22 protein-coding genes and 1 tRNA gene are annotated in these 21,252 nt (G+C 47.1%); 13 read left to right on the top strand and 10 right to left on the bottom strand.

What is annotated here, in order from left to right:
- Position 1: 1 nt before the first annotated feature.
- Complete coding sequence (gene lipA / locus FSB84_RS21915; protein ID WP_130540004.1) at positions 2 to 937, bottom strand: lipoyl synthase; 936 nt, start codon at positions 935 to 937, stop codon at positions 2 to 4.
- Between the two features lie 87 nt (positions 938 to 1,024).
- Positions 1,025 to 1,831: a hypothetical protein gene (locus tag FSB84_RS21910; RefSeq protein ID WP_130540003.1), complete on the bottom strand. Its 807-nt coding sequence runs from the start codon at positions 1,829 to 1,831 to the stop codon at positions 1,025 to 1,027.
- A 49-nt stretch (positions 1,832 to 1,880) separates the two neighbouring features.
- Between FSB84_RS21910 and FSB84_RS21905 the strand changes: the two genes are divergently transcribed.
- Positions 1,881 to 2,303, top strand: coding sequence for an OsmC family protein (locus tag FSB84_RS21905; protein WP_130540002.1), 423 nt, complete (start codon positions 1,881 to 1,883; stop codon positions 2,301 to 2,303).
- On the opposite strand, the gene FSB84_RS21900 is transcribed toward FSB84_RS21905, so the two are convergent.
- The 7 genes from FSB84_RS21900 to FSB84_RS31735 form a co-directional block, all read right to left on the bottom strand.
- Complete coding sequence (locus FSB84_RS21900) at positions 2,278 to 3,552, bottom strand: DUF2851 family protein (protein WP_130540001.1); 1,275 nt, start codon at positions 3,550 to 3,552, stop codon at positions 2,278 to 2,280. The genes FSB84_RS21905 and FSB84_RS21900 overlap by 26 nt on opposite strands.
- A gap of 94 nt (positions 3,553 to 3,646) precedes the next feature.
- The gene (locus FSB84_RS21895; protein ID WP_130540000.1) at positions 3,647 to 4,231 is read right to left on the bottom strand and encodes a Maf family protein; all 585 of its coding nucleotides are present in this window, start codon (positions 4,229 to 4,231) and stop codon (positions 3,647 to 3,649) included.
- Complete coding sequence (locus tag FSB84_RS21890; RefSeq protein WP_130539999.1) at positions 4,231 to 5,175, bottom strand: geranylgeranylglycerol-phosphate geranylgeranyltransferase; 945 nt, start codon at positions 5,173 to 5,175, stop codon at positions 4,231 to 4,233. Before FSB84_RS21890 ends, FSB84_RS21895 begins: the two co-directional genes overlap by 1 nt.
- 22 nt (positions 5,176 to 5,197) lie before the next feature.
- Entirely contained in the window at positions 5,198 to 5,719 is a 522-nt protein-coding gene (locus tag FSB84_RS21885; RefSeq protein ID WP_130539998.1) for a KdsC family phosphatase, read from the bottom strand.
- Between the two features lie 21 nt (positions 5,720 to 5,740).
- On the bottom strand, positions 5,741 to 7,885 hold the full coding sequence (locus FSB84_RS21880) for a carboxy terminal-processing peptidase (protein ID WP_130539997.1): 2,145 nt from the start codon (positions 7,883 to 7,885) through the stop codon (positions 5,741 to 5,743).
- Positions 7,886 to 7,983: 98 nt separating this feature from the next.
- Positions 7,984 to 8,295 (bottom strand): HigA family addiction module antitoxin, encoded by a 312-nt coding sequence (locus tag FSB84_RS21875; RefSeq protein ID WP_207234209.1) that lies wholly within the window; start codon positions 8,293 to 8,295, stop codon positions 7,984 to 7,986.
- Positions 8,292 to 8,591, bottom strand: coding sequence for a type II toxin-antitoxin system RelE/ParE family toxin (locus tag FSB84_RS31735; protein ID WP_130539996.1), 300 nt, complete (start codon positions 8,589 to 8,591; stop codon positions 8,292 to 8,294). The genes FSB84_RS21875 and FSB84_RS31735 overlap by 4 nt, the downstream gene beginning before the upstream one ends.
- A 298-nt stretch (positions 8,592 to 8,889) precedes the next feature.
- On the opposite strand from FSB84_RS31735, the gene FSB84_RS21865 reads away from it, so the two are divergent.
- On the top strand, positions 8,890 to 9,219 hold the full coding sequence (locus tag FSB84_RS21865; RefSeq protein WP_130539995.1) for an antibiotic biosynthesis monooxygenase family protein: 330 nt from the start codon (positions 8,890 to 8,892) through the stop codon (positions 9,217 to 9,219).
- Between the two features lie 2 nt (positions 9,220 to 9,221).
- Positions 9,222 to 9,350, top strand: a complete 129-nt coding sequence (locus FSB84_RS21860) for an alanyl-tRNA synthetase (protein WP_207234208.1) — start codon at positions 9,222 to 9,224, stop codon at positions 9,348 to 9,350.
- Between the two features lie 64 nt (positions 9,351 to 9,414).
- Here the strand turns inward: FSB84_RS21860 and FSB84_RS21855 are convergent, their stop codons facing one another.
- A complete protein-coding gene (locus FSB84_RS21855) occupies positions 9,415 to 10,416 on the bottom strand; it encodes a helix-turn-helix transcriptional regulator (protein ID WP_130539993.1) in 1,002 nt (333 codons plus the stop codon).
- Between the two features lie 337 nt (positions 10,417 to 10,753).
- On the opposite strand from FSB84_RS21855, the gene FSB84_RS21850 reads away from it, so the two are divergent.
- The 10 genes from FSB84_RS21850 (at position 10,754) to FSB84_RS30835 (ending at position 21,243) form a co-directional block, all read left to right on the top strand.
- A complete protein-coding gene (locus tag FSB84_RS21850) occupies positions 10,754 to 12,784 on the top strand; it encodes a TonB-dependent receptor plug domain-containing protein (protein ID WP_158644054.1) in 2,031 nt (676 codons plus the stop codon).
- Positions 12,781 to 13,494 carry an HmuY family protein gene (locus FSB84_RS21845; RefSeq protein WP_225979857.1) on the top strand — a complete coding sequence of 238 codons (714 nt, stop codon included), beginning with the start codon at positions 12,781 to 12,783 and terminating at the stop codon, positions 13,492 to 13,494. Before FSB84_RS21850 ends, FSB84_RS21845 begins: the two co-directional genes overlap by 4 nt.
- Positions 13,495 to 13,510: 16 nt before the next feature.
- Positions 13,511 to 14,302, top strand: coding sequence for an HmuY family protein (locus tag FSB84_RS21840; protein ID WP_130539991.1), 792 nt, complete (start codon positions 13,511 to 13,513; stop codon positions 14,300 to 14,302).
- A gap of 9 nt (positions 14,303 to 14,311) precedes the next feature.
- A complete protein-coding gene (locus FSB84_RS21835; protein WP_130539990.1) occupies positions 14,312 to 15,055 on the top strand; it encodes a hypothetical protein in 744 nt (247 codons plus the stop codon).
- 22 nt (positions 15,056 to 15,077) lie between these two features.
- Positions 15,078 to 16,106: a DUF5018 domain-containing protein gene (locus FSB84_RS21830; RefSeq protein WP_130539989.1), complete on the top strand. Its 1,029-nt coding sequence runs from the start codon at positions 15,078 to 15,080 to the stop codon at positions 16,104 to 16,106.
- Positions 16,107 to 16,309: 203 nt separating this feature from the next.
- Positions 16,310 to 16,383, top strand: a tRNA-His gene (locus FSB84_RS21825).
- Between the two features lie 62 nt (positions 16,384 to 16,445).
- Positions 16,446 to 17,012, top strand: a complete 567-nt coding sequence (locus tag FSB84_RS21820; protein WP_130539988.1) for a DUF445 domain-containing protein — start codon at positions 16,446 to 16,448, stop codon at positions 17,010 to 17,012.
- 83 nt (positions 17,013 to 17,095) lie between these two features.
- A complete protein-coding gene (locus FSB84_RS21815) occupies positions 17,096 to 19,753 on the top strand; it encodes an outer membrane beta-barrel protein (RefSeq protein ID WP_225979856.1) in 2,658 nt (885 codons plus the stop codon).
- A 283-nt stretch (positions 19,754 to 20,036) separates the two neighbouring features.
- Positions 20,037 to 20,651, top strand: coding sequence for an SGNH/GDSL hydrolase family protein (locus tag FSB84_RS21810; protein WP_225979855.1), 615 nt, complete (start codon positions 20,037 to 20,039; stop codon positions 20,649 to 20,651).
- A gap of 106 nt (positions 20,652 to 20,757) precedes the next feature.
- Complete coding sequence (locus FSB84_RS30835; protein WP_165434887.1) at positions 20,758 to 21,243, top strand: hypothetical protein; 486 nt, start codon at positions 20,758 to 20,760, stop codon at positions 21,241 to 21,243.
- The last annotated feature ends 9 nt before the right edge of the window (positions 21,244 to 21,252 follow it).

The following is a 21,252-nucleotide window of genomic DNA, read 5'->3' as shown; positions in this document are numbered from 1 at the left end:
TTTATGATACGATAGCTGCTTTCTCAGCTTCCCACACGCCTCTTCCGTATCCGGGCAATACATGTTTGTCGCTGTGATAGGAAGAACGCACCAACGGACCGCTTTCCACATAATCGAATCCAAGCTGGTAACCGATCTCGCGGAGCTCCGCAAATTCATCGGGGTGAACAAAGCGGATCACAGGCAGGTGTTTGCGGGTTGGTTGGAGGTACTGCCCCATGGTAATTACATCCACTCCGCTGTTGCGAAGGTCTTTCAGTGTCTGCACCACTTCTTCTTTTGTTTCGCCCAATCCAAGCATGATACCGCTTTTAGTGCGCATACCTCCTGCTTTCAGGATCTTGAGCGTTTCCATGCTTCTCCAGTATTTTGCCTGGATGCGTACCTGACGGGTAAGCCTTTCCACTGTTTCGATATTGTGGGATACTACTTCTGGAGCGGCATCGATCACACGCTGAATATCTTCGGCTTTACCTTTGAAATCGGGGATCAGTGTTTCCAGTGTTGTATCGGGCGTGAGTGTTTTCACGGCTTTGATGGTATTCTGCCAGATGATGCTTCCCTGGTCTTTCAGTTCATCACGGTCAACGGAAGTGATAACGGCATGTTTCACTTTCATGAGGTAGATGGCTTCAGCCACGCGCTGGGGCTCATCCCAGTCAACCGGCTCGGGGCGTCCGGTGGCTACTGCGCAAAAACCGCAGCTCCGGGTACAGACATTGCCCAGGATCATGAATGTAGCTGTTCCTTCACCCCAGCATTCGCCCATATTGGGGCAGTTGCCGCTCTCGCAGATGGTGTGCAATTTATGATTGTCCACCAGACCGCGTACATGTTTATAGTTTTCGCCTGTAGGCAGCTTCACACGAAGCCAGTTGGGCTTTTTGATCTTAGTTTCTGTCTCTGCTACCTTATTGATGATCGGTAATTCCTGCATACGTTCGTTTTCAAGTAAAAATGCTCCAGGTATAACTAACAAATCCGGAGACTGAAAGTTTACCGCCGTAAAAGTACATCACTTTCATCACTTTCGCTTACCCAGGAGGAGGGTAACGTATGCATTGAAGAAAAACTGTTTGGGGGGCATTTTCATTACCTGGTCTATCTTGGAAGAATAGAATTCAGCATTTACGCCCGCTTCCACGGCTGAAACGGTTTCATTGAAACGGCCCCAGTCGAACCGGAGAGCGAGTTTGGCATGAGCACCCGGACGTACTTTTACGTCGCCCCATCCTGCAAACGGACCCGCTGCGCCTCTTTCAACAAAGCCACTGTCCAGGATCTCGGGATAGGTGGATTTGAAACGGAAGTCTTCCCCGTTTCTGGTAACATTGATCATATATGGCTTTTGCAGTCCTGCACTAACGCCGCCGGCATAGATGGCCATCACGGCAACGCCGTTCTTGTTGCCCTTTCCGCCGATGATGCGTTGCTGGCCTACGCCGAATTTGAGCTGGTAGAAATTATTGGTCTTGCCAAATACCACGGAGTTGGTATTGAAGCCACCGCTTACAACGGAATAGCGCTTTTCCGTGCGTGTTTTCTTCTCGTTGAGCTCGATCTGGTAGATCATGGCCACGCGCGGGCTGTGGAAGCGGCCGAACTCGTAAGACAGGCCGTAGCCGTCTGAAGCCAGCTTGAAGCCGAAAATGCTTTGTTTGGCGAAAATGATCTCACCCTCCTCTTCCTGCCTGATCAACTGATTGATGCGTTCGCGCCGGGCATTCCTCTTCTCTTCCTTTGCTGTGGGCGATTTTGGCCTGGGAGTTTCCTGTGCCAGCCCAACATATGAGATAGTACCTGTCAAAAGGAGCAAAACAATTTTCTTCACCGGCAATGATTTAATTATTCAACGTAAATTTAAGGCAAAATTCTACATAATGACTTCTGAAGTAGTTTACGAAGGAAATCTCAGAACGGTTTGTACACATCTCCAGTCAGGCAATCAAATTCAGACAGACGCCCCCACCGATAACCAGGGGCAGGGCGAAAGATTCTCTCCTACTGACCTCGTGGCAACCGCACTGGGCGCCTGCATGATGACCATCATGGGGATCAAGGCCCGTGACATGCAGATCAACCTGGAGGGCACCAGGATCGAAACTCAGAAAATCATGAAAGCGGATCCCCGCAGGATCGGCGGCATAAATTTAACATTTCATTTCCCTGATGCATTGCAGCAACTGGATGATAAACAAAAGACTATCCTCGAAAGAGCTGCTCATACATGCCCGGTTATCTACAGCATTCACCCGGATATAGAGGTGAAAGTGGTATTCAACTGGACAGCCACTGTGAGTTGATCAGGTTATTGCCGATTGCGCAATCCAGACATCTCTTACGGTCACAATACTGCGATTTCATTTCCAGCAGTGCCTGACTATCGAACGCATCTTCACAACCCGCGCCCAACATCCGGAATGAATTGATGATGCTGTTCTGCTCAGCCGGTAATTGCTGCAGCCATCGAATGGCCCTGTCTTTATACACCTGTTCCCGTTTCCAGCAACCATATGCGAAAAGCAGTGGTATCACTGAATTCACCAGCAGGTTATCTGTAAATTGTTCACCCAGATGCTTGGGTTTGGGCGGAGCTGATTCTTCCAGTGTATAATGGTCATCCCAGAAAGGAGCCGCAGTAACGTTCAATAGTAAGCGCAATTGCTCCAGGTTTTCGGTTTCCAGTATATAATGGAATAGCCGCTCGGATGAATGCAGAAGCATCGCGAGCTGCGCCAGCCGAACGGTTGGAAATGCAGGCGGGCGCATACGCAGGAAGTACACGGGAATATGAACGGGCCGCAATCCGTATTTGGCTCGATAGAACTCATATTCCCTTTTTAACTGTGATGGATATGCGTGCTGAAAGGATTTGTTCAGCAAGCCGGCCTGTCCCAACAACAGGGCTTCCAGTTGCACCAGTTGCTGACGATGCCTTTGGATCAATGCTCCAGGCAGGCTTCTGGCAATCTGCTCAAAGGCGTCAGCATTGATCTTCATGCCAAAATTCCTGGCCAGTAACCACCAGCAGGTCTCGTCCCAGTGATGTTTTGTGCTTTCCAGGAAGGAATATACCAGTTCTGTTTTTCGCTGCAGCCGCTCCACCATCAATCTTTCTTTCCAGGCCATGAATACAAGCCGGTCGATACTGTTGAGTTGCGACTGACAGGGTATGAACTGCCTGCTCAACATCCACTCCTGGTATTGATTCAATAAGAGCTTCGGCACCCTGTCCTGCAACACAAGGATGGGAACAGGATCATGCGGATTGTTCACATCATCTTCCCATACCACGTGCAGGATCACGTTACGGTAGAGGGAGTCATGATGGTGCGCATGTGCATACCAGTCAGAGCTGCGGATATGCAGTTCCACCTGTCCTACCCAAAGCATTCCATCGATGCGGAGCATCGCCTGTTGAAAGTCCGGACCCTGGTTATGATTGAGGGTTCCGGGATGGACCAGTTCCAGCACATTGCCATTGGTTGACAATAATTGCTGTTGATTGAAATAACGGAATTGCCAGATGAACTGCAATAATCTTTCTTGCATGATCAGGAATTGATTGAGGTGATAGAATAGAGAGCACCTTGCCTGATCAGGCATTTTCTTACAGTGGCATTAAGGAATCGATATCAGAAAAAAATCAAAGGGTTTGCAATGCCTGGAGCACGCGGCTGACGGGTAGCCCCATCACATTGTAAAAATCCCCTTCTATGGATTTAATACCGGTAACGCCAATCCATTCCTGGATGGCATAGGCGCCGGCTTTATCGTAAGGCTCATATTTGTCTACATAAAAAATGATCTGTTCTTCCGTGAGTTCATGGAACCATACAGAAGTGATATCGGCAAAGGATACTTCCTTCTCTCCTGCCAGGATCACTACTCCCGTGATCACCTGGTGACGCTTTCCTGAAAGTGAGCTAAGGATGCGGATGGCATCGTTCCTGCTTTCCGGTTTACCGATGATCTGGTTGTTGAGTACAACAATAGTGTCGGCCGCAACAATGGGCGATTGTATATCGTAACGGTTATAGTCGTAACCATCCTTTACAGCCAGCGCTTTATTGCGTGCAATATGTACGGGCACTTCTTCTACCGGCATGGTTTCCGGGAAAGCCTCATCCGTTACCGGAGCGATCACATCAAAATTCACTTCCGCCCATTCCATCAATTGCTTGCGGCGTGGGCTTTGTGAAGCCAGTACAATATTGTATGCATTCGTCATCAGGAATAAATTTTAAAGAACACCATAGAAAAGATACCCGTGGCCATCACCAGTTTCACCCAACTGCTGAGGGAATGAAAATCCTGTGGCGATTGCGCAGGGAAGAGCTTCCGGAAAATATAGATCAGCGGGATTATCACCAGGGTGATGCAATAGATCAGAGACCACCACCATTTGAAAGGTAACGTATAGGCCTGTACGATTACCAAAGCAGCTATCAGCACCACCATCCAGGTGGCTACAAAAACCTTGCTGCTTTGAATACCCCATACGATAGGCATGGTGCGGCACCCGTAACGGGCATCTCCATGCATATCTTCTATGTCTTTGATCACTTCCCGGATCAGTGAAATGATAAAGGCAAAGCCACCATAAAGAAAGGTTAGCCGCATCAGTTTACTGGCATTGTAGCCAAGCCAAATATCAGGTTTGATGGTGGCGAGGTAATGACTCAGGAAACCTACTACCAGTACAACCCATGCGGTGAGCAGGGAAATGATAATATTGCCTGAAAGTAATTTGCGTTTGAAATTGGTGGAATAGAACCAGAGTGCGATCACACAACCGGTATTCACAAATGCCAGCCACCAGGCCCGGGTTTTCCAGGCTACATACAAACTGAGAATGATACCGGCAACAGATAATACCATATGCCACCAGATCACCCAGCGGCGGTTGATGATCTTCTCCACAACCAGTTTACCAGGCTTGTTCACCTGATCGATATTCCTGTCGAAATAGTCATTGATGATATAACCGCCTGCGGCAATCAGTACCGAAGCGGTCATCAATATGATAAAAAGCGGGAATGTCAGTGGCAGTGTTGCATTGGCTTGTGCAAAAACGGGCACAACAATGCAATAGTAAAACAACAACTGGGTAACCGCGATGAACAGAAGGTTCAAAGTTCTGATAAGCCGTAAAAATGCGGTCAGAAGTTTCATGCAACGCTAAGATAAGAAAGAACTATTTACTCGCCACATCCGTATGCAGATCCCAGTGGTCGTTCAGTTTCATTACACGTTCGATCACATCCCTTACACATCCCATTCCTCCTGATGAATGTGAAATATACCTGGCTGCCTGACGGATCTCGGTTACAGCATCTGCGGGGGCGCAGGGCATTCCTGCCAGTTTCATCACTGCAAGATCGGGAATATCATCGCCCATGTACAATACCTGTGATGGCTGTATGCCGTGCTGGGCAAGGTATTGCTGGAATATTTCGGTTTTGTTCTTCACTCCCATGAACACATCTGTGATACCCAACTTTCCCAGACGTATAACCGCCGGATCGGAAGTACTGCCGGAAATAACAGCAACACGATAACCTTTTTTGATGGCCAGTTGCAGCGCATAACCATCCTTGATGTTCATACGCCGGATGAATTGACCATTGTCAAGTATCAGTAGTGTGCCATCAGTGAGCACACCATCCATATCGAATATAAAAGTAGTGATCGCTTTAAAATGCGTTAACAGACTCATGAATTGAAAATGGTTAATGAATTACTTACCGCTGTAAACAAGATTCTTCTGGATGATCATATCATTCACCACATTCACTGCTTCATTGAGGTATATATCATTGGAGCGAAGGTTCTTTACCCATTGTTTGAAACGCTCCAGCTTGGCAGGATCATTTTCGTATTTCTTCAAATCCTCCACAAGCGCTTGTGCATCCAGTTCATGGGACGATTTGCTCAATGTTTCGATCTGCTTCACGGTAGCTTTGATCTGTTTCTGCTCATCCTGGTATTTCTTCAGGTTGAGACTTGCCACCTTATCGTTCTGTTTGGTCAGCCATTCTGCATTGGTACGGATCAGATTGAAAGCATCATTGTTCCTTAACCTTGCTTCGCTGGATTTCTGAATAGGCGCCAGGTCCAGTCCGTATTTCCAACGATTGTAACCTGCCTGCTGGATCTCATCCCAGGGCAATGCATCAGGATTGTCCTTTTCACGCAGCTTGGAGAATTCATAGATATCGGGGAGGGTGATATCTGAACTTACACCACGCAGCTGAGTTGAGCCACCATTGATGCGGTAGAATTTCTGCAGTGTTACTTTGAGTGTGCCGAGATCACTGTTCGGGTCCAGCATTCCCATGGTCTTATCAAGACCGATATTACGCTGAACAGTTCCTTTTCCATAAGTGGAAGTACTGCCGATGATCAGGCCACGATCGTAATCCTGGATAGCGGCTGCAAAGATCTCAGAGGCAGAGGCACTGAATTCATTCACCATTACGGCAAGCGGACCATCATACAGAACTGATTTGTCGCGGTCGTAATACACCTGGGGTTTGCCATCGCGGTCTTTCACCTGAACAATGGGGCCGCCTTCAATGAAAAGCCCCACCATCTGCACTACATCATAGAGTGAGCCCCCACCATTATTGCGGAGGTCCATAATGATGCCATCTACTTTCTGTTCCTTCAGCTTAATGATCTCTTTGCGCACATCCTCAGAGCAACGTGCTCCCTGGGGATCGTCGAAGTTGGCATAGAACTCCGGCAGGTAGATCATGCCAACTTTACCGCGGGTTGTATTGATCACCACGCTTCTGGCAAAGGTTTCATCCTGTAGTATTTTGTCGCGGATCAGGTTTACCACTTTCAGTGACCCGTCTGCTTTTTTCAAAGTCAGTCTGACCTCGGAGCCTTTCTTGCCCCTGATAAGTTTCACAGCATCTTCTACAATATAACCGGTAAGGTCAACCCACTCTCCTTCTTTTCCTTCCGCTACTTTGAGAATGATATCACCAACATTGAATACGCCGGATTTCCAGGCAGGGCTACCGGCTACAAGGGTAACGATCTTGATGAATCCATCCTCTTCACGGAGTGAAGCGCCGATACCGAAGAACTGGCCGCTCATCTGTTCATCGAAGTAACGTTTATCAACAGGTGGAAAGAAGGTAGTATGCGGATCCATGTATTCTGCTACTGTCTTCACATATTCATTGAAGCGGTCATCATCGGTCACTTTGAATTTGAGACGGTCGTATGTCCTGTTCAGGATCTTCAACACTCTTTCGCGAGCTTCTGCTTCAAGCTCAGCGTCGGTCTTTTTTACGAAGCCTTCTTTACCGGCATTCTTTTCGCGGTCAGCGATCAGTTCGGCATAACGATCGAGGGCCATATATTTCAGGCGCTTCCTCCAGGACTCCTGACGCTCAGCTTCGTTTTTGGGATAGTCCGCTTTCTCTGAATTGAGATTGACAGATTCGTCCTTTGTGAAATCGAATGGTTTGGAGAGAATATCTTTATAGATCGCTTCTGTTTCTGCTATTCTTGTCTTGAAAACAGTACTAACGGCAGGAACGAATTGAACAGAGCCACCCCGGATCTCATCATCCAGTTTGGTTTCGTATGCTGTTTTCAGTTGATTCACGTCTGAGAGTAAGAGGATATTCTTCTGATCATCTATCTTCTCTCCAAGGTATTTTTTGAATACTTCTTTGGAGAAGGCATCATCCACTTTCTTGGGGCTATAGTGGATCTGGGTAAGCATTTCTCCTACTGTGTGAAGAATTTTATCATATTTGGTCTCATTGTTCTTTCCTCCACCGAGCCCGAGGGAACGGAAGGCCACAAATACTCCTGCGGCCAGGAAAATCAACACAACCGGCAGATTCCTTTTGCTAAACATATAATTGAAAACTTTGGTCATTGTACCAAAAATAACGATAAATAGGCTGCGTTGTTGCGGCTGTAAAACAATATTAACAAAGGAGATGTGAGGAGCGGTCAGGAAGCCTGTTTCTGAGGTTGTTTACCATCAATGGGCTTAAGATGATCCAGCTTGCCGGAGTTATCGGCAAGCCAGAGATCATAATCCGCCTGCATCTTCATCCAGAGATCGGCGGAAGAGCCGAACACACGCTCAATACGAATGGCCATCTCAGGGGTAAGAGCGGCAATACCATTCACTACCTCGGACAACTGCTTACGACTGACGTCCATCAGTCTGGCAGCTGCCGTGATGGTAAGGCCCCTGTCTTCGATCAGCAGATCAAGTATAGCAGGGCCCGGCTGCGGAGGTCTCATTCCTCTCTTCATAATTTTGATTTTTTATTATGGTAATCCAAAAAGTTAACCAGGTGCACATCATCATCAACTATCCTGAAGATGATCCTGTAATTTGGCGTGATGTGCAATGACCAGTAATCCTCTAAATTTCCGGTCAGGCGATGAAGCCTGTACCTTCTTAATAATTGAAGTTCCCTCAAAGGAGACTGATGGTTCAACAAGTACAAGATTCTCCTGATCTTTTCAATATAGGCCGTTGGTAGCAGCGAAGGATCATCGTTTTCCCAAAATTGCCGCAGGCCTTTATGGGTTATTGAAATAATCATAACAAAGATATGCCGTAACCTCCGGGGTTACAAATTTTTCGCCCCTTTTTTTTAAAAATCAGTACTACTGGGTATATCCTGCCTTATACATCATCAGTACCATTAGCAATACAATGTTAGCTGTACAGGACTGCATAACAGCGGGAAAAAAAACGCCATTTCCCGTTTTTTTTCCCGCTGTTATTTGGAAAGAAATTCGTATAAAATGAAGTTTTCCTTTTGGGGTAACTGATTCTCCCGGGATGGCGCATGACAGTTCTGTGACAAACTTATTTTTGATTCACAAACTCAAAAAAAGATGAAAAATCACTTTGTAGCCATCAATTACATCAACTGTAATGCTGAATACCGCCACCGCTTTGAACAACTTTTTGCCACCAGGGCGCATGCCATCGACACCATGCCTGGCTTTCTTAATATGCATGTGCTTCGTCCGGGTAAGGAAGGTGATCCCTATCTGATCGTAAGCTATTGGGAACACGAGCAGGCATTTAAGGACTGGACGCGCTCGGAAACTTTTATCCAGGGCCACAAACGCGGATTTGAAGACATTGCCAAAGCAAAGGCTGAAGGAAAACCTGCGCCGATGTCTAGCGATTTCAAAACCTATCAGATCATCAGCGAATGATCATGGAAACAACCACCACAAAAAAACAGGCCATTATCAAATGGATCAAGAAGATCGGCTTCTGGGGATTCATGTTCTTTCTGATCAAAGGATTGCTTTGGCTGGTGCTGGCCTGGTGGATTGCGAAGTAGGTCCGGCAATAATTTATCCAGCGTTTATTATTGAAGTCGCGCGCCGGGAGGCCGCGACTTTTCATTATGTTTTACTTCTGATCACATGGGGAGCAACACCAAAATGTTTCTTGAAGGCCCTCGTGAAATGCGCCACATGTTTGTATCCTGTCAGATAAGCCACTTCGGAAACACTTTGTCCCATCAGTAGCATTTTCCTCGCCTCTCCCATTTTGATCACCTGCAGGTAGCCGAATACGGTAGTTCCAAATACCTGTTTGAATTGTTTTTTCAGGTATGCTTCATTGGTGCCTACCTGGTGCGCCAGATCTATAAGGGAACAGGGACGTTGCAGGTTAGACACCACGATATCTCTCACCATATACATGCGCATGATCTCTTCCTGCTTCAGCGCCTTACCTGCAGCCTTCATGTTGCGGTCCATGAATTGCTCGTATTCTTCCAGCTGCAGCGCCATCAGTTCTGTGATCTTACCTTTCAGGTATAGTTGCTTGTAGCGCCCTTCCAACGGGCATTGCAGCATATCATAAAGAATGGCGCTGCTCCTGGTGGGCAGCGATAAATTGATCGGGCTCATCAGGGCAGGCACGTTCTCAGTGATGCTTTTTTTCAATACCGGAAAGAAAGGATGTTCTTCAGGAAGGAATCGCATCATCAGGTCAGGACTGATGCCGATCTCAAAAGTCTCCAGCCGCTCTCCCGGCTCCCAGCAAAGATGGATCCGCTGCTCCGGCAGGAACAGATAATTGTATTCCTGCTTTACAAAACTCACCAGGTGATTACTGCCATCATTCACACGATAACTTTTCTTTCCACTGATCGTATAGCTGAGTTGTAAGAATGCCTGTTGATTATTGATCACCACTTCACCATTCTTCGTGGAGGCAACATTGTAGTAACCAAGATTGATGCCGTCCGGTGTGCTTACTTCATAAATGCTCCCCGCATGACCTCCTTTGTCTACCTGACGGCGACTCTCACGGATCATGCCTCCTTCTGATTGTATTGTAAACGGACAAAACATCTTTTCAGCAGCAAGGTTCTGGATATTCACGGTATTAATCATGTGAGATATTCATGCACAATAATATTGAATTCATAATTGCAATTCACCCGAAAAGCGGAAATAGAATACCGAAAAAGGAAAAAGAGTTTACCACATTCAATAACATATTAAAAGTTTGCCCGGAAATGGTAAATAAATTCCCGTTTATGATAAGCTCATTTACCGGATCAGGTAAGTAATTCTCCCGTACTGATGTTGGTGATGTTTGAAATTTGCGGATTCAAATCACTTTCCATTGAACATTTCGTCATCCATATCATCGCTAAGCTGCACACTGTTTCTGCTGTTATGCTTAGAACCCGTCCATGCACAGGACAGTGCCAAAAAACTTCAGGAAGTGATTATAACGGAAAGCCGTACACGTAATTTGGATAATGTGATCAATATTCACAAAGTGCCAGCGCCTGTTACCATTATCGATAAGAAGACGATCGCTATCATGGGCAGCCGCAGACTGGATGAGGTGTTGCGCGAACAAACAGGGATGGCCATCGTGAGCGATCTCGGCTCCGGCAACCGGAGCATCGGTTTGCAAATGCAGGGTTTTTCTTCTGAATACATTACCATCCTCATCAACGGACAACCCATTGCTGGCAGGAACAGCGGGAACCTCGATCTCAGCCGAATTTCCGTTTCAGATATCGAAAGAATTGAAGTGATCAAAGGCGCCTCCAGCAGTCTCTTTGGAAGCGAAGCGCTTGGTGGAGTGGTAAACATCATCACCAGGCAACAAGTTACACAAACACAGGCCCTGGTTTCATTACAGCACGGCACATACAAAACAACTGATGCCACTATTGAAGCGGAAACGCCTTTCGCCAAAAAGAAAGGAGGCGCCTGGCTTACCGCGAATTATTACAGGACCGATGGCTTCAATGTGAACACGAAATATCTCAGGGAAGGAAAAACATCCCCACCCTACGATAATCTCTCGTTCATGGCCAGGACCAATTATGATTTCGACAAAGCTGGCTCACTGCATTTCACAGCGAGATATGCCAATCGTCATTCCATTATGGATCGTTCCTATGGTGCTATGCCAACAAGGGATGTGCTGGACGAAGACGATCTCAACGCTATGCTGGCGCATAACCTGAAGCTGGGAGTCAATACAAGGATCATCAGCCGTTACTACTTCACTACCTACAAATCTTCGCAGGAAGTAACGCTCCGGGAAAATGGCATTACACTTCAGAACAATGATTTCAAAGAGAATATTCATCGCGTTGAAATGCAGGCGTCCCATGATTTCAAACCTCAAAAACTTTCCCTGATCGGAGGCGCCGGTGGTGCCTGGATGCAAAATATCGCAGAAGCGAAAGGTGCCGGCGGCAACATGACTAACTATTTCGCCTATACGCAGGCCAGCTGGCAACCGGTAAATGCATTGAACATCATTGCAGGATTCAGGCTCGATGGCAATTCTGTATACGGACAAAAAGTCTCTCCTGCTGCCGGTATCAGTTATGCGCTGAACTCCTGGCTCACGGCAAAAATGTCGGTGGGGCGTGGTTTCAAATCACCCACTTACAAACAGCTTTACCAGGTATTCACCAATGTAACACAGGGGTATACCATTGTTGGTGCGAATGTGTTCGAACAAAGTATTGCAGATCTGAAAGCGGCCGGACAGGTACAGGCTGTGTGGGAGATTGCCGGTGCAATCACGGATCTCAAGCCTGAAACCTCTACTTCCTGGAATGGTGGCGTTATCATCAAACCTGTTGAAAAACTCAAGATCAACTTCAACGGCTTTTACAATACTATCTACAACCAGATCGTGAACCAGCAGGTGGGATTGAAAAAGAATGGCTCACAATTATTCAGCTGGTTCAATATCGCGAAGGCTTACACTTATGGAGCTGAAGCTGGAATACACTGGAATCCTATGAAAGGACTGGTGATCTCCGGAGGTTACCAGTTGCTCTATGCAAAGGACCAGACCGTGATCGATTCCATCAAAAATGGCGGCAGCAAATACAGGACCGTACGCGCTCCCAATGCTGTAAGGCCCGCCGGTGTTTCAGATTACTTCGGCCTGCCTGACAGAAGCCGTCATATGGCAAACCTGCAGATCTTTTATGAATACAAGCCATTGGGACTTGCACTCAGCGTACGCATGAATTACCGCAGCAAAGCAGGATTCCAGGACATGGATAATAATGGCTATATCGACCGGTACGATGCCTTCGTGGATGGATTCGCGTTATTGAATGCCTCCGTTCAGAAAAAAATATTGAAAGAAAGGCTAACACTGCAACTTACGGCAGAGAATATCAATGATTATACAGACTATCTCATGCCTGCACAACCCGGAAGAATGATCCTGGCCGGTTTGGTCTGGAGATGTTTCAAACAAGCACAATGATACAACACATGAAATACAATATATGCACACTCGTTTACCTGCTCGCCGGGTTACTGCTAATGACGACGTCCTGTAAAAAAAGCAACGACCCCTATAATCCGGAACACACTAAAAGTACTTTGATCAAAGACCTGGCCGGAGATACCCTGGCCTCCATGGGCGAAGGCGTGGAAGGAAAAGAACAACGCCCTTTCTATCCTTTCCTGTTCCGCTTCTCAGATCAAAAACAGGTATTCCTGAAAACAGCAAAAGACAGCTCCGGCTTCCTGAAAACAGGCGACTGGGACTTATGCTTTGGCGATATCTACAATTCGCTCGTGAGCTGCAACAGCGGCACTTTGAAAGGCAGTCCGGGTCTTGGCGGACCAGGTAAGGGTGCAGCCATCGTGATCATCGATAAGCCCTATGAGCAGGTACATGAAGCACCAGCCGATGATATTTTCATTCATGAAGGAAGGCCAGGTGTTGGCTGGGATCCCGGCAACGGTAATGGCTGGTTCTTCTATTCACTCAGCAATCACCTGGTGGTGCCTGTAAAGAACCGCACGTTCGTATTGAAAACTGCCGATGGAAAATTCGCGAAACTGGAACTGATCAATGTTTATAAAGGCAATCCCCCGCTGGTGGTGGATCTCTTCTGGCCTGCCCCCTACTTCACTTTCCGTTACTATGTGCAACAGGATGGCAGCAGGAATATCAGCACTCTCTAACCAATAATTTCAAAAGATGCAGAAATCGATCTTCAAAATGTTCTGTTGCTGCCTCGCAGCAGCCAGCATGGCGGCATGTTCCAAGAGCAATGATGCCGCCCCTGATACAGACAAACCAACAACCGTCAGTACCGGCGTGTATTCAATTGTGAACCTCGCTGCAGACACATTAGCCACTTCGGCCAGTGATGCCAGACCACTCTATTTCAGCCTGGAACAGAACAAAATTGTTCCGGAATCGGAAAGATACACCACCAACTGGGATATCTGTTTCTCCAGTATCTATAACAGTAGTGTACATGCGAATAACGGAAAAGCGAAAGGCACCCCGGGATATGGCGGTCCGGGTAACGGAGGCATTTACCTGGTGGTGGATGAAGCCTTTGATAAATCCTATGGATATGATACGGAAGCGCATAAGCCAACTGTATTGCCCATCCCGCAAAGCCTCTTCGATGATGCCTTTGCCGCAGTAAAAACTGTTCCTGTAGCAGATGACCAGTTCAACACAAAGGATGCCGTTTCCCTCGATCATTTCCAGGGCAGCCTCGATGGCTGGGGCTATTATGATTTCTATGGATCCCTTTTTCCCGGAAACCCGAAGAAATCGCATATCGTATATACATTACCGAGAACCATGATCATCCGCACCGCCAAAGGCAAGTATGCGAAAGTGACCATCAAAAGCATCTACAAAGACAGCCCTGAAAATCCCACCCGTGATAACAGGCCCGGCTTCGTAACGCTCAAGTTCGCTATCCAGATGGATGGCAGCAAAAACCTCGATATAACAAATAACCCCTCTTAATATTCGATTATGATCAGAAAGCAACTCAGGCATGGGTTAGTGTGCGTACTGCTGGCCTCTGCCTGCAAGAAAACGGAAACCATTGCGCCTCCTGCGCTTCCTTCGGCACAGATATTGGAATTCTCCATCACCAATGTTCCGGAATCGGAACCCGTCATCCGTGGCGCGGTGGACCACGATGCCGCTACTGTGACCATTTACCTGCCTGCTTACCTTCAATTACCCGTGCTGATGCCGGAGATCAATGTAACAGAAGGTGCAACAGTAACGCCCGCAAGCGGCACTCAGATTAATGATCTGCTCACAAAGATCCGAAAAGGCGAAAAGCTCAGCTATACAGTAAAAGGAAAAGATGGAAAAGAAAAGATCTATGCGCTCAACGTCATCTCGCAACAACCCAAAACAGTAGTGAATGAGTTGACGGCAGATCCTTCCAGCCCGGAAACATATACTCTCACCACCGATCAATACACTTACATCGCTCTCAAATTCACCAGCGAGAATATCATAGTTGAGAACCGGGAAGAAATGGTGAGCATCGTACTGATTGATGCAGCAGGTAATGAGCTCCCGGCCATTCCCGGTGGAGGCCCATACTATTTATATGCAACCCATAAGGCCTTTGAAGCACAGGTTTACCGTACATCTCCTGTGTATGCTGCATTAGCCGCAGATGGACTGTATAAAATAAAAGTGTACAACTACGGACAGACCGTTACACTTAAGAACCCGATCCGCATCATCAAACAATAATTCAAACTTAATAAGGTTTATCATGTTACTGAACAGAACTACAGTTGCGTTATTGTTGACAACAGCAACACTAAGTTTCTCCTGCAAAAAGGAAAAAGAATATACACCTTACCCATATCATGCCATTACTGCTTTCAATGTAACAGCAGAAGAAGGACCCGTAAGCGCAGCTGTTACTGAAGACAGTGTGGTCCTCTACTGGCCATCCTGGGATAATGTTCCCGCCAGTATCAAACCAGAGATCACCATTTCTGAAAATGCCAGTATCTCCCCGGCCAGTGGAGAATCAGTGGAGTTGAAAGATGGAATTGCCTGGACAGTAAAAGCACAGGATGGCACTACTAAAAAATACTACCTGAAACTGGTGATCAACCAACCCGATATCTGGATCAATGAAACTACTTTCGGACAACCACAGGGTGTTGAAAAACCATTGGAAATATTGTCGCACAGTATGCGCTATATCATTCCCGATCCGGCCAAAACAAAAGTTTGGCTGATAGATCCTGCCGGAAAGGAATATGCGATGCCTGTTTCATTCTCCGAAACATATAATGGCTATCCCGGCAGGCCAGTAATGGTAATAGGCTGGCCGGCAGATGGAGTTCCCATCGGCGCTTACAAACTCAAAATTCAGAGTGGCGCCCGCACCAAAACCACTGAGAAAGCGCAGTATGGCATCCTGAACACTGTTTATCCAAAGGCTGATGCCTATAATGGACCCGTTACTGTAAAACGTGGTGATGAGATCACTTTTACCGGAAAGGATTTTGTTGATATGAAAGATGCCAGCGTAATAACATACAATGAGAACTGGGCCGAAGTGGAAATAGGTAAGCTTACCTATGTGAGCCATACCGCAACAGCTGCTGTTTACCGTGTGCCCTCCAATTTTCCTGTTGGTACCTACAACCTGGGCGACTGGCAACCCGGTGTTGGAATTACCATTGGTTTACGCACATCTGATTTCTTCTCCGGCTGGAACTATACAAAGTCAAATCCTATTTACGTATATCCGCAGGGATCAGGAACTTTTACAGTTACAGAATAACACATTAACACCCCTGAAAAACAACGGCGTAACTCCTGTCCATTTATTTGCGGCAGGGGTTACGTTTTTTTATGAGCATTACAGAATGCAGCACAGATGCGAATTTCGGCCCTGCAAAAAATCAGCTACCACACTGTGTATCAAAAAAATAAACAAGATTTTTTGGTGGAATTTATTTTTGCTCTACATTTGCATTCCAAATGGTACCCATAGCTCAGCTGGTTAGAGCATCAGATTGTGGTTCTGAGGGTCGCCGGTTCGAACCCGGTTGGGTACCCACCGAAACGGTGAAATTCTTCTGAGAGTTTCACCGTTTTCTTTTAAAACAAAACATATCAAATGAACTGGTGGCTTTTGCTGATTCCCGTAGTAGGCGCTTTTATTGGCTGGATGGCAAACCGGATGGTGGTGAACACCCTGATCAAACGCATCCTCCCTTCTAAACAATCCTCCGTTGCCCAACAGGTGGGGAAACTCGCCGCCAGTGAAATGGTGTCTTTTGATGAGATCGAAAAGAAGATCGCCGGTCCGGAAGCCATGGACAAGATCATGCCCCTGGTGGAAGGTCATATCGATAACTTCCTGCGGAATAAGCTGGGACAGGCTTTTCCGATGATCAGCATGTTCATTGGTGATAAAACCATCAACCAGTTGAAAGAGATCTTCATGAAAGAAATGCAGGAGATCTTCCCGCAACTGATGAAGAGCTACGTTCAAAATCTTCGTTCCGATATCGATATTGAAAAGATGGTCAGTCAAAAGATTGCATCCTTTCCTCCGGAGAAACTGGAGGCCGGCATCCGTCAAAACCTCGGAAAAGAATTACGCAGTTTCGAACTGGTAGGCGCAGGTTCAGGATTCCTGATTGGGATCGTCCAGGTTCTGCTGACCCTGGTCATTGCCTGATCTATTTACCGCTCATCATATTGGTTATTTGCTTCGCAAGCCGGCAGGCTATTTTACGTCTAATCGTTCAATTCCACATTATCATGAGATCATATCTACTGACGTTAGTCGCTTTTTTCTCTTGTATAGCCAGCTTTGCACAGATGCCCGGAATGGGCGGTCCCGGTGGCGGCGCCCGCAGGGGCGGTGGCCAGATCCCCAGCATTGGTCATTTTTATGGTAAGATCGTTGACGGCAAAACCAATAAGGGCATCGACGCCGCTTCCATTCAACTCATCGGTTCCAAATTCGATTCCACTACCCGCAAAAGGAAAGATACCATATTCGGTGGCATGCTCACACGCTCAAATGGCGATTTCAGTCTTGATAATCTCCCCATATTCGGACAGTTCCGCCTGGTGATCACCGCCATCGGCTACAAGACCACCGAGCAGAAAGTTCAATTCGATCTGAAACTCGGACAGGGTCAGGATATGAGCCAGGCAATGGCGGCAGTAGACAAAGACCTCGGCAATATCAAACTGGAACAGGATGCACAAACCCTGGATGCCGTTACAGTTTCGGCTTCCAAGCCCCTCATTCAAATGGGGATCGATAGAAAGATCATCAACGTAGAAAAAAATATTACAGCTGCCGGCGGCTCCGCCATCGATGTAATGCGCAATGTGCCCAGCATCAATGTTGACATCGATGGTAACGTGAGTCTCCGCAACGCAGCACCACAGATCTTTGTAGACGGAAGGCCCACTACCCTTTCGCTCGACCAGATCCCCGCCGACGCTATCCAGAGTGTTGAACTGATCACCAACCCTTCCGCCAAATACGACGCCAGCGGCGGACAGAGCGGTATCATCAATATCGTATTGAAGAAGAACCGCAAAGCCGGCTACAGTGGAAGTGTCCGTGCAGGCATCGACTCACGTGGACGTATCAACGGCGGCGGCGATATCAATATGCGTCAGGGAAAGTTCAATCTCTTCGCCAATGGAAACTACAACCAGCGCAAGTCAAAAAGCTGGGGCGAGATGGACAGGATGAGTGTAGAAAGAGGTAATTCCATTTCCACATTACAGGACAGTAAAGGAGAATTCGATGGTAGCTTCGCTTTCGGAAGGATCGGACTGGATTATTTCATAGACAACCGAAACACCATTACTCTTTCGCAGTCCATCGTGGACGGGAATTTCAACGGAGAGAACAATCAGAACATCAATACCGATACACTCGGCATTGCCAATGCCTTCCGTTCCCAGCGCCGAATCAATGGTAACGATAACAATTTCCGCAACTACGGCACCCAGCTCGCTTTCAAGCATATCTTCGCCAAGCCAGGTAAAGAATGGTCTGCCGATCTCAATTACAACCAGAGCAAGAATAGTAACGGTACCGATATCCGTTACCGGTATTTCACCGATCCCAAACAACAGAGCCCTATAGGCCCTGAATTCTTACAGAAAACAGATGGCGGTGGCAAAAACAATTTCCTGATCGCACAAACTGATTTCGTGAATCCCATCAACGATAAAATGAAATGGGAAGCAGGCCTCCGCGCACAGGTTAGGAATTTCGAAAGCCGCCAGCTCAACTATCTCAATGGCGATTATAAACCCGAGCTCAGCAATGAATTCGAGTATACTGACTATGTATATGCGGGATATGCCACTTTCTCCCAAAAGGTGAAAGATAATTTCAGCTACCAGGTAGGGTTACGCGCAGAAAGTTCCAGCTATGAAGGAAAGCAGATCGGCAAGGACAAATATTCAAACGATTTCCCCATCAGTCTCTTCCCTTCAGTGTTCCTGACGCGCAGTTTCGAGAACAGGCAGGACCTTCAACTGAATTACAGCCGCAGGATCAATCGTCCCAACTTCTTCCAGTTGATGCCAAACACTGATTACACTGATCCGCTCAATTACCAGACCGGTAATCCCGGACTGAAACCTGAGTTCACCCATTCACTGGAACTGAGCTATCAGAAAACTTACGGAGAGAAGAACCATACTTTCCTGGCAACTCTCTTCGGCAAATACACTACCGATCTGATCTCCCGCTACCAGAGCTGGCAACAGCTTGCAGGCAGCGGTGATTCAGCTTTCGTTTCAACTTATGTGAATGCCAGCAATGCCTACGCCAGCGGTCTGGAGCTGATCTTCAGGAACAACTGGACCAAATGGTGGGAGATGAATTTCAACACCAATATCTATTACTCGAAGATCGAGGGAGACAATGTGGTTAAGAATCTCGAGAATGAGCGTACTTCCTGGAACGTGAAGACCAACCACACTTTCAAATTTGGTAAAGGATGGAGCTTCCAGGTCAGTGGCGATTACCAGAGCCGCAGTGCATTGCCCGTAAGCACCAGTAACAGTGGTCAGGGCAGCGGTGGCCGCGGCGGACCCGGTGGTGGCGGAGGCATGTTTGGCGGCACTCCATCTACAACGCAGGGATATATCGATGACAACTACGGAATGGACCTGGGCCTTAAAAAAGATTTCCAGATCAAAAAGAATACAGCATCCATCTCCATCAACTGGGGCGATGTGCTCCGCACGCGCAGGTACTTCGTTCATTCCGAAGCAGACGGCTTTGTGCAGGACGACTGGAGACGCCGGGACCCGCAGGTAGTGCGCGTGAACTTCAGTTACCGTTTTGGCAAATTCGATGTTGCATTGTTCAAGAGAAAGAATACAAAGGGCGACATGGAAGGCATGCAGAATGGCATGCAGGGAATGCAGCAATAGCTTTCAAAAAGTATTGGATTCAATAAGGTCCGGGAGGATATTACTGTTGTGATATGCTCCCGGACTTTTTTTGTAACCGACAAGTCACAGGGGGAGTTAAAAAGGGAATCATGGGTACGGTCAAAAACGAATGCAGAGATTAGGAATTATTGCGAGGGGTATGATGGGAAATCTTTCCTGTACTATTTACGTATATATCGTAAGAAAAGATTTGAGTATGAGAAGAAAGTGGCTCTTCCTTTACATTAGTTTTAGTATTTTACCAGCTACATTATCTCCCAGTATGCTGTCACACTCTTATACTTACCTGGCGCTTGGCGATTCCTATACCATTGGTGAAGGCGTGCCGGTAGCCGAAAACTTTCCTTACCAGACAATTCAGTTATTGCGAAAATCGGGCCACGACTTCCATGCAGCGGAGATCGTTGCCAAAACAGGCTGGACCACCGATGAGCTCCAGAAAGGCATCGATACCACCCTGCTCAAAAAACAGTATGATATGGTTACCCTCCTGATCGGGGTGAATAACCAGTACCGCGGACGTTCGGTTCAGGATTATGCAGGGGAATTTGAATCATTGTTAAAACAGGCCATCAATTATGCAGGCGATAATCCTGCCCATGTATTCGTATTGTCCATCCCGGACTGGGGCGTAACACCTTTCGCTGAGGGAAGGGACCGCCAGCTGATCGCTGATGAAATTGACCAGTACAATGCTGCCAATAAAACCGTTGCCGAAAAATACCTGGTTCACTATATCGATATCACCCCGGGAACCAGGGAGGCTTTGCATAACAGGACCCTGCTGGCTGCAGATAACCTGCACCCTTCAGGTAAAGAGTATAGTTTCTGGGCCAGGCTACTGGCAGCGGGCATCGAAGCGGAACTACACCCTTGATGGCTTTTTGAACTAGCCAATTCCTGAATTATTACGATTGTTAATTTACAGTCCACACAACAGCAAACTGTTGGAGGAAGTGTATTCCTTTATTATTTTGCACGCTATGCAAACAACCAACTGGCGCGAGAAATTCGCAGGCATCTTTACCCTGATCATCGGCCTCTTTTTCCTGGGTCTACTCATATTCGATTTCATTTCTTCACGCGCCAGCTCCGTGAGCTCCACTGATGGTAATATCGTGATCAGCCGCTCTGCGCTCTTCATGTACCTGAGGGTTTGTGCCGGTGTGCTGCTCAGTTTGATCGGAGCTTTTGCATTGCTGAAACTTCGCAGGATCGGATGGGTGTTTTGTATAACGGTGCTCCTGCTGCATATCGTTATTACAGGTTACCTGACATGGTTCCTTTTCAGTCTGGGTATGAAAGCTGAAATGGGTGCTGTATCTTTTTCATTTCTCCTGGGACTGATCTCCGTTATTTTCCTTGTACTGCCCGGCACCCGCCAAAAATATAGGGTCAGCAGTAATACGATACTGCTAACCCTGGTTTTTCTCCTGGCTATAAGTGCATTATTTTTCTTTTTGCAGTAGCAGGAATTA

The organism is Pseudobacter ginsenosidimutans, assembly GCF_007970185.1.
In the GTDB taxonomy this organism is placed as follows: domain Bacteria; phylum Bacteroidota; class Bacteroidia; order Chitinophagales; family Chitinophagaceae; genus Pseudobacter; species Pseudobacter ginsenosidimutans.
The sequence above is the reverse complement of the archived record's forward strand: the minus strand, read 5'-3'. Positions and strand labels throughout refer to the sequence as shown.

Excerpts from the sequence above, each read along its gene's own strand:
- FSB84_RS30835 (WP_165434887.1), top strand. The coding sequence starts at position 20,758 with ATGCAAACAACCAACTGGCGCGAGAAATTCGCAGGCATCTTTACCCTG.
- FSB84_RS21895 (WP_130540000.1), bottom strand. The coding sequence starts at position 4,231 with ATGACGAATGCATACAATATTGTACTGGCTTCACAAAGCCCACGCCGC.
- FSB84_RS21905 (WP_130540002.1), top strand. The coding sequence starts at position 1,881 with ATGACTTCTGAAGTAGTTTACGAAGGAAATCTCAGAACGGTTTGTACA.
- FSB84_RS21885 (WP_130539998.1), bottom strand. The coding sequence starts at position 5,719 with ATGAGTCTGTTAACGCATTTTAAAGCGATCACTACTTTTATATTCGAT.
- FSB84_RS21810 (WP_225979855.1), top strand. The coding sequence starts at position 20,037 with ATGCTGTCACACTCTTATACTTACCTGGCGCTTGGCGATTCCTATACC.
- FSB84_RS21890 (WP_130539999.1), bottom strand. The coding sequence starts at position 5,175 with ATGAAACTTCTGACCGCATTTTTACGGCTTATCAGAACTTTGAACCTT.
- FSB84_RS21845 (WP_225979857.1), top strand. The coding sequence starts at position 12,781 with ATGATACAACACATGAAATACAATATATGCACACTCGTTTACCTGCTC.
- FSB84_RS21820 (WP_130539988.1), top strand. The coding sequence starts at position 16,446 with ATGAACTGGTGGCTTTTGCTGATTCCCGTAGTAGGCGCTTTTATTGGC.
- FSB84_RS21815 (WP_225979856.1), top strand. The coding sequence starts at position 17,096 with ATGAGATCATATCTACTGACGTTAGTCGCTTTTTTCTCTTGTATAGCC.
- FSB84_RS21900 (WP_130540001.1), bottom strand. The coding sequence starts at position 3,552 with ATGCAAGAAAGATTATTGCAGTTCATCTGGCAATTCCGTTATTTCAAT.
- lipA (WP_130540004.1), bottom strand. The coding sequence starts at position 937 with ATGCAGGAATTACCGATCATCAATAAGGTAGCAGAGACAGAAACTAAG.
- FSB84_RS21840 (WP_130539991.1), top strand. The coding sequence starts at position 13,511 with ATGCAGAAATCGATCTTCAAAATGTTCTGTTGCTGCCTCGCAGCAGCC.
- FSB84_RS21860 (WP_207234208.1), top strand. The coding sequence starts at position 9,222 with ATGGAAACAACCACCACAAAAAAACAGGCCATTATCAAATGGATCAAG.
- FSB84_RS21835 (WP_130539990.1), top strand. The coding sequence starts at position 14,312 with ATGATCAGAAAGCAACTCAGGCATGGGTTAGTGTGCGTACTGCTGGCC.
- FSB84_RS21880 (WP_130539997.1), bottom strand. The coding sequence starts at position 7,885 with ATGTTTAGCAAAAGGAATCTGCCGGTTGTGTTGATTTTCCTGGCCGCA.
- FSB84_RS21855 (WP_130539993.1), bottom strand. The coding sequence starts at position 10,416 with ATGATTAATACCGTGAATATCCAGAACCTTGCTGCTGAAAAGATGTTT.
- FSB84_RS21830 (WP_130539989.1), top strand. The coding sequence starts at position 15,078 with ATGTTACTGAACAGAACTACAGTTGCGTTATTGTTGACAACAGCAACA.
- FSB84_RS21875 (WP_207234209.1), bottom strand. The coding sequence starts at position 8,295 with ATGAAGAGAGGAATGAGACCTCCGCAGCCGGGCCCTGCTATACTTGAT.
- FSB84_RS21865 (WP_130539995.1), top strand. The coding sequence starts at position 8,890 with ATGAAAAATCACTTTGTAGCCATCAATTACATCAACTGTAATGCTGAA.
- FSB84_RS31735 (WP_130539996.1), bottom strand. The coding sequence starts at position 8,591 with ATGATTATTTCAATAACCCATAAAGGCCTGCGGCAATTTTGGGAAAAC.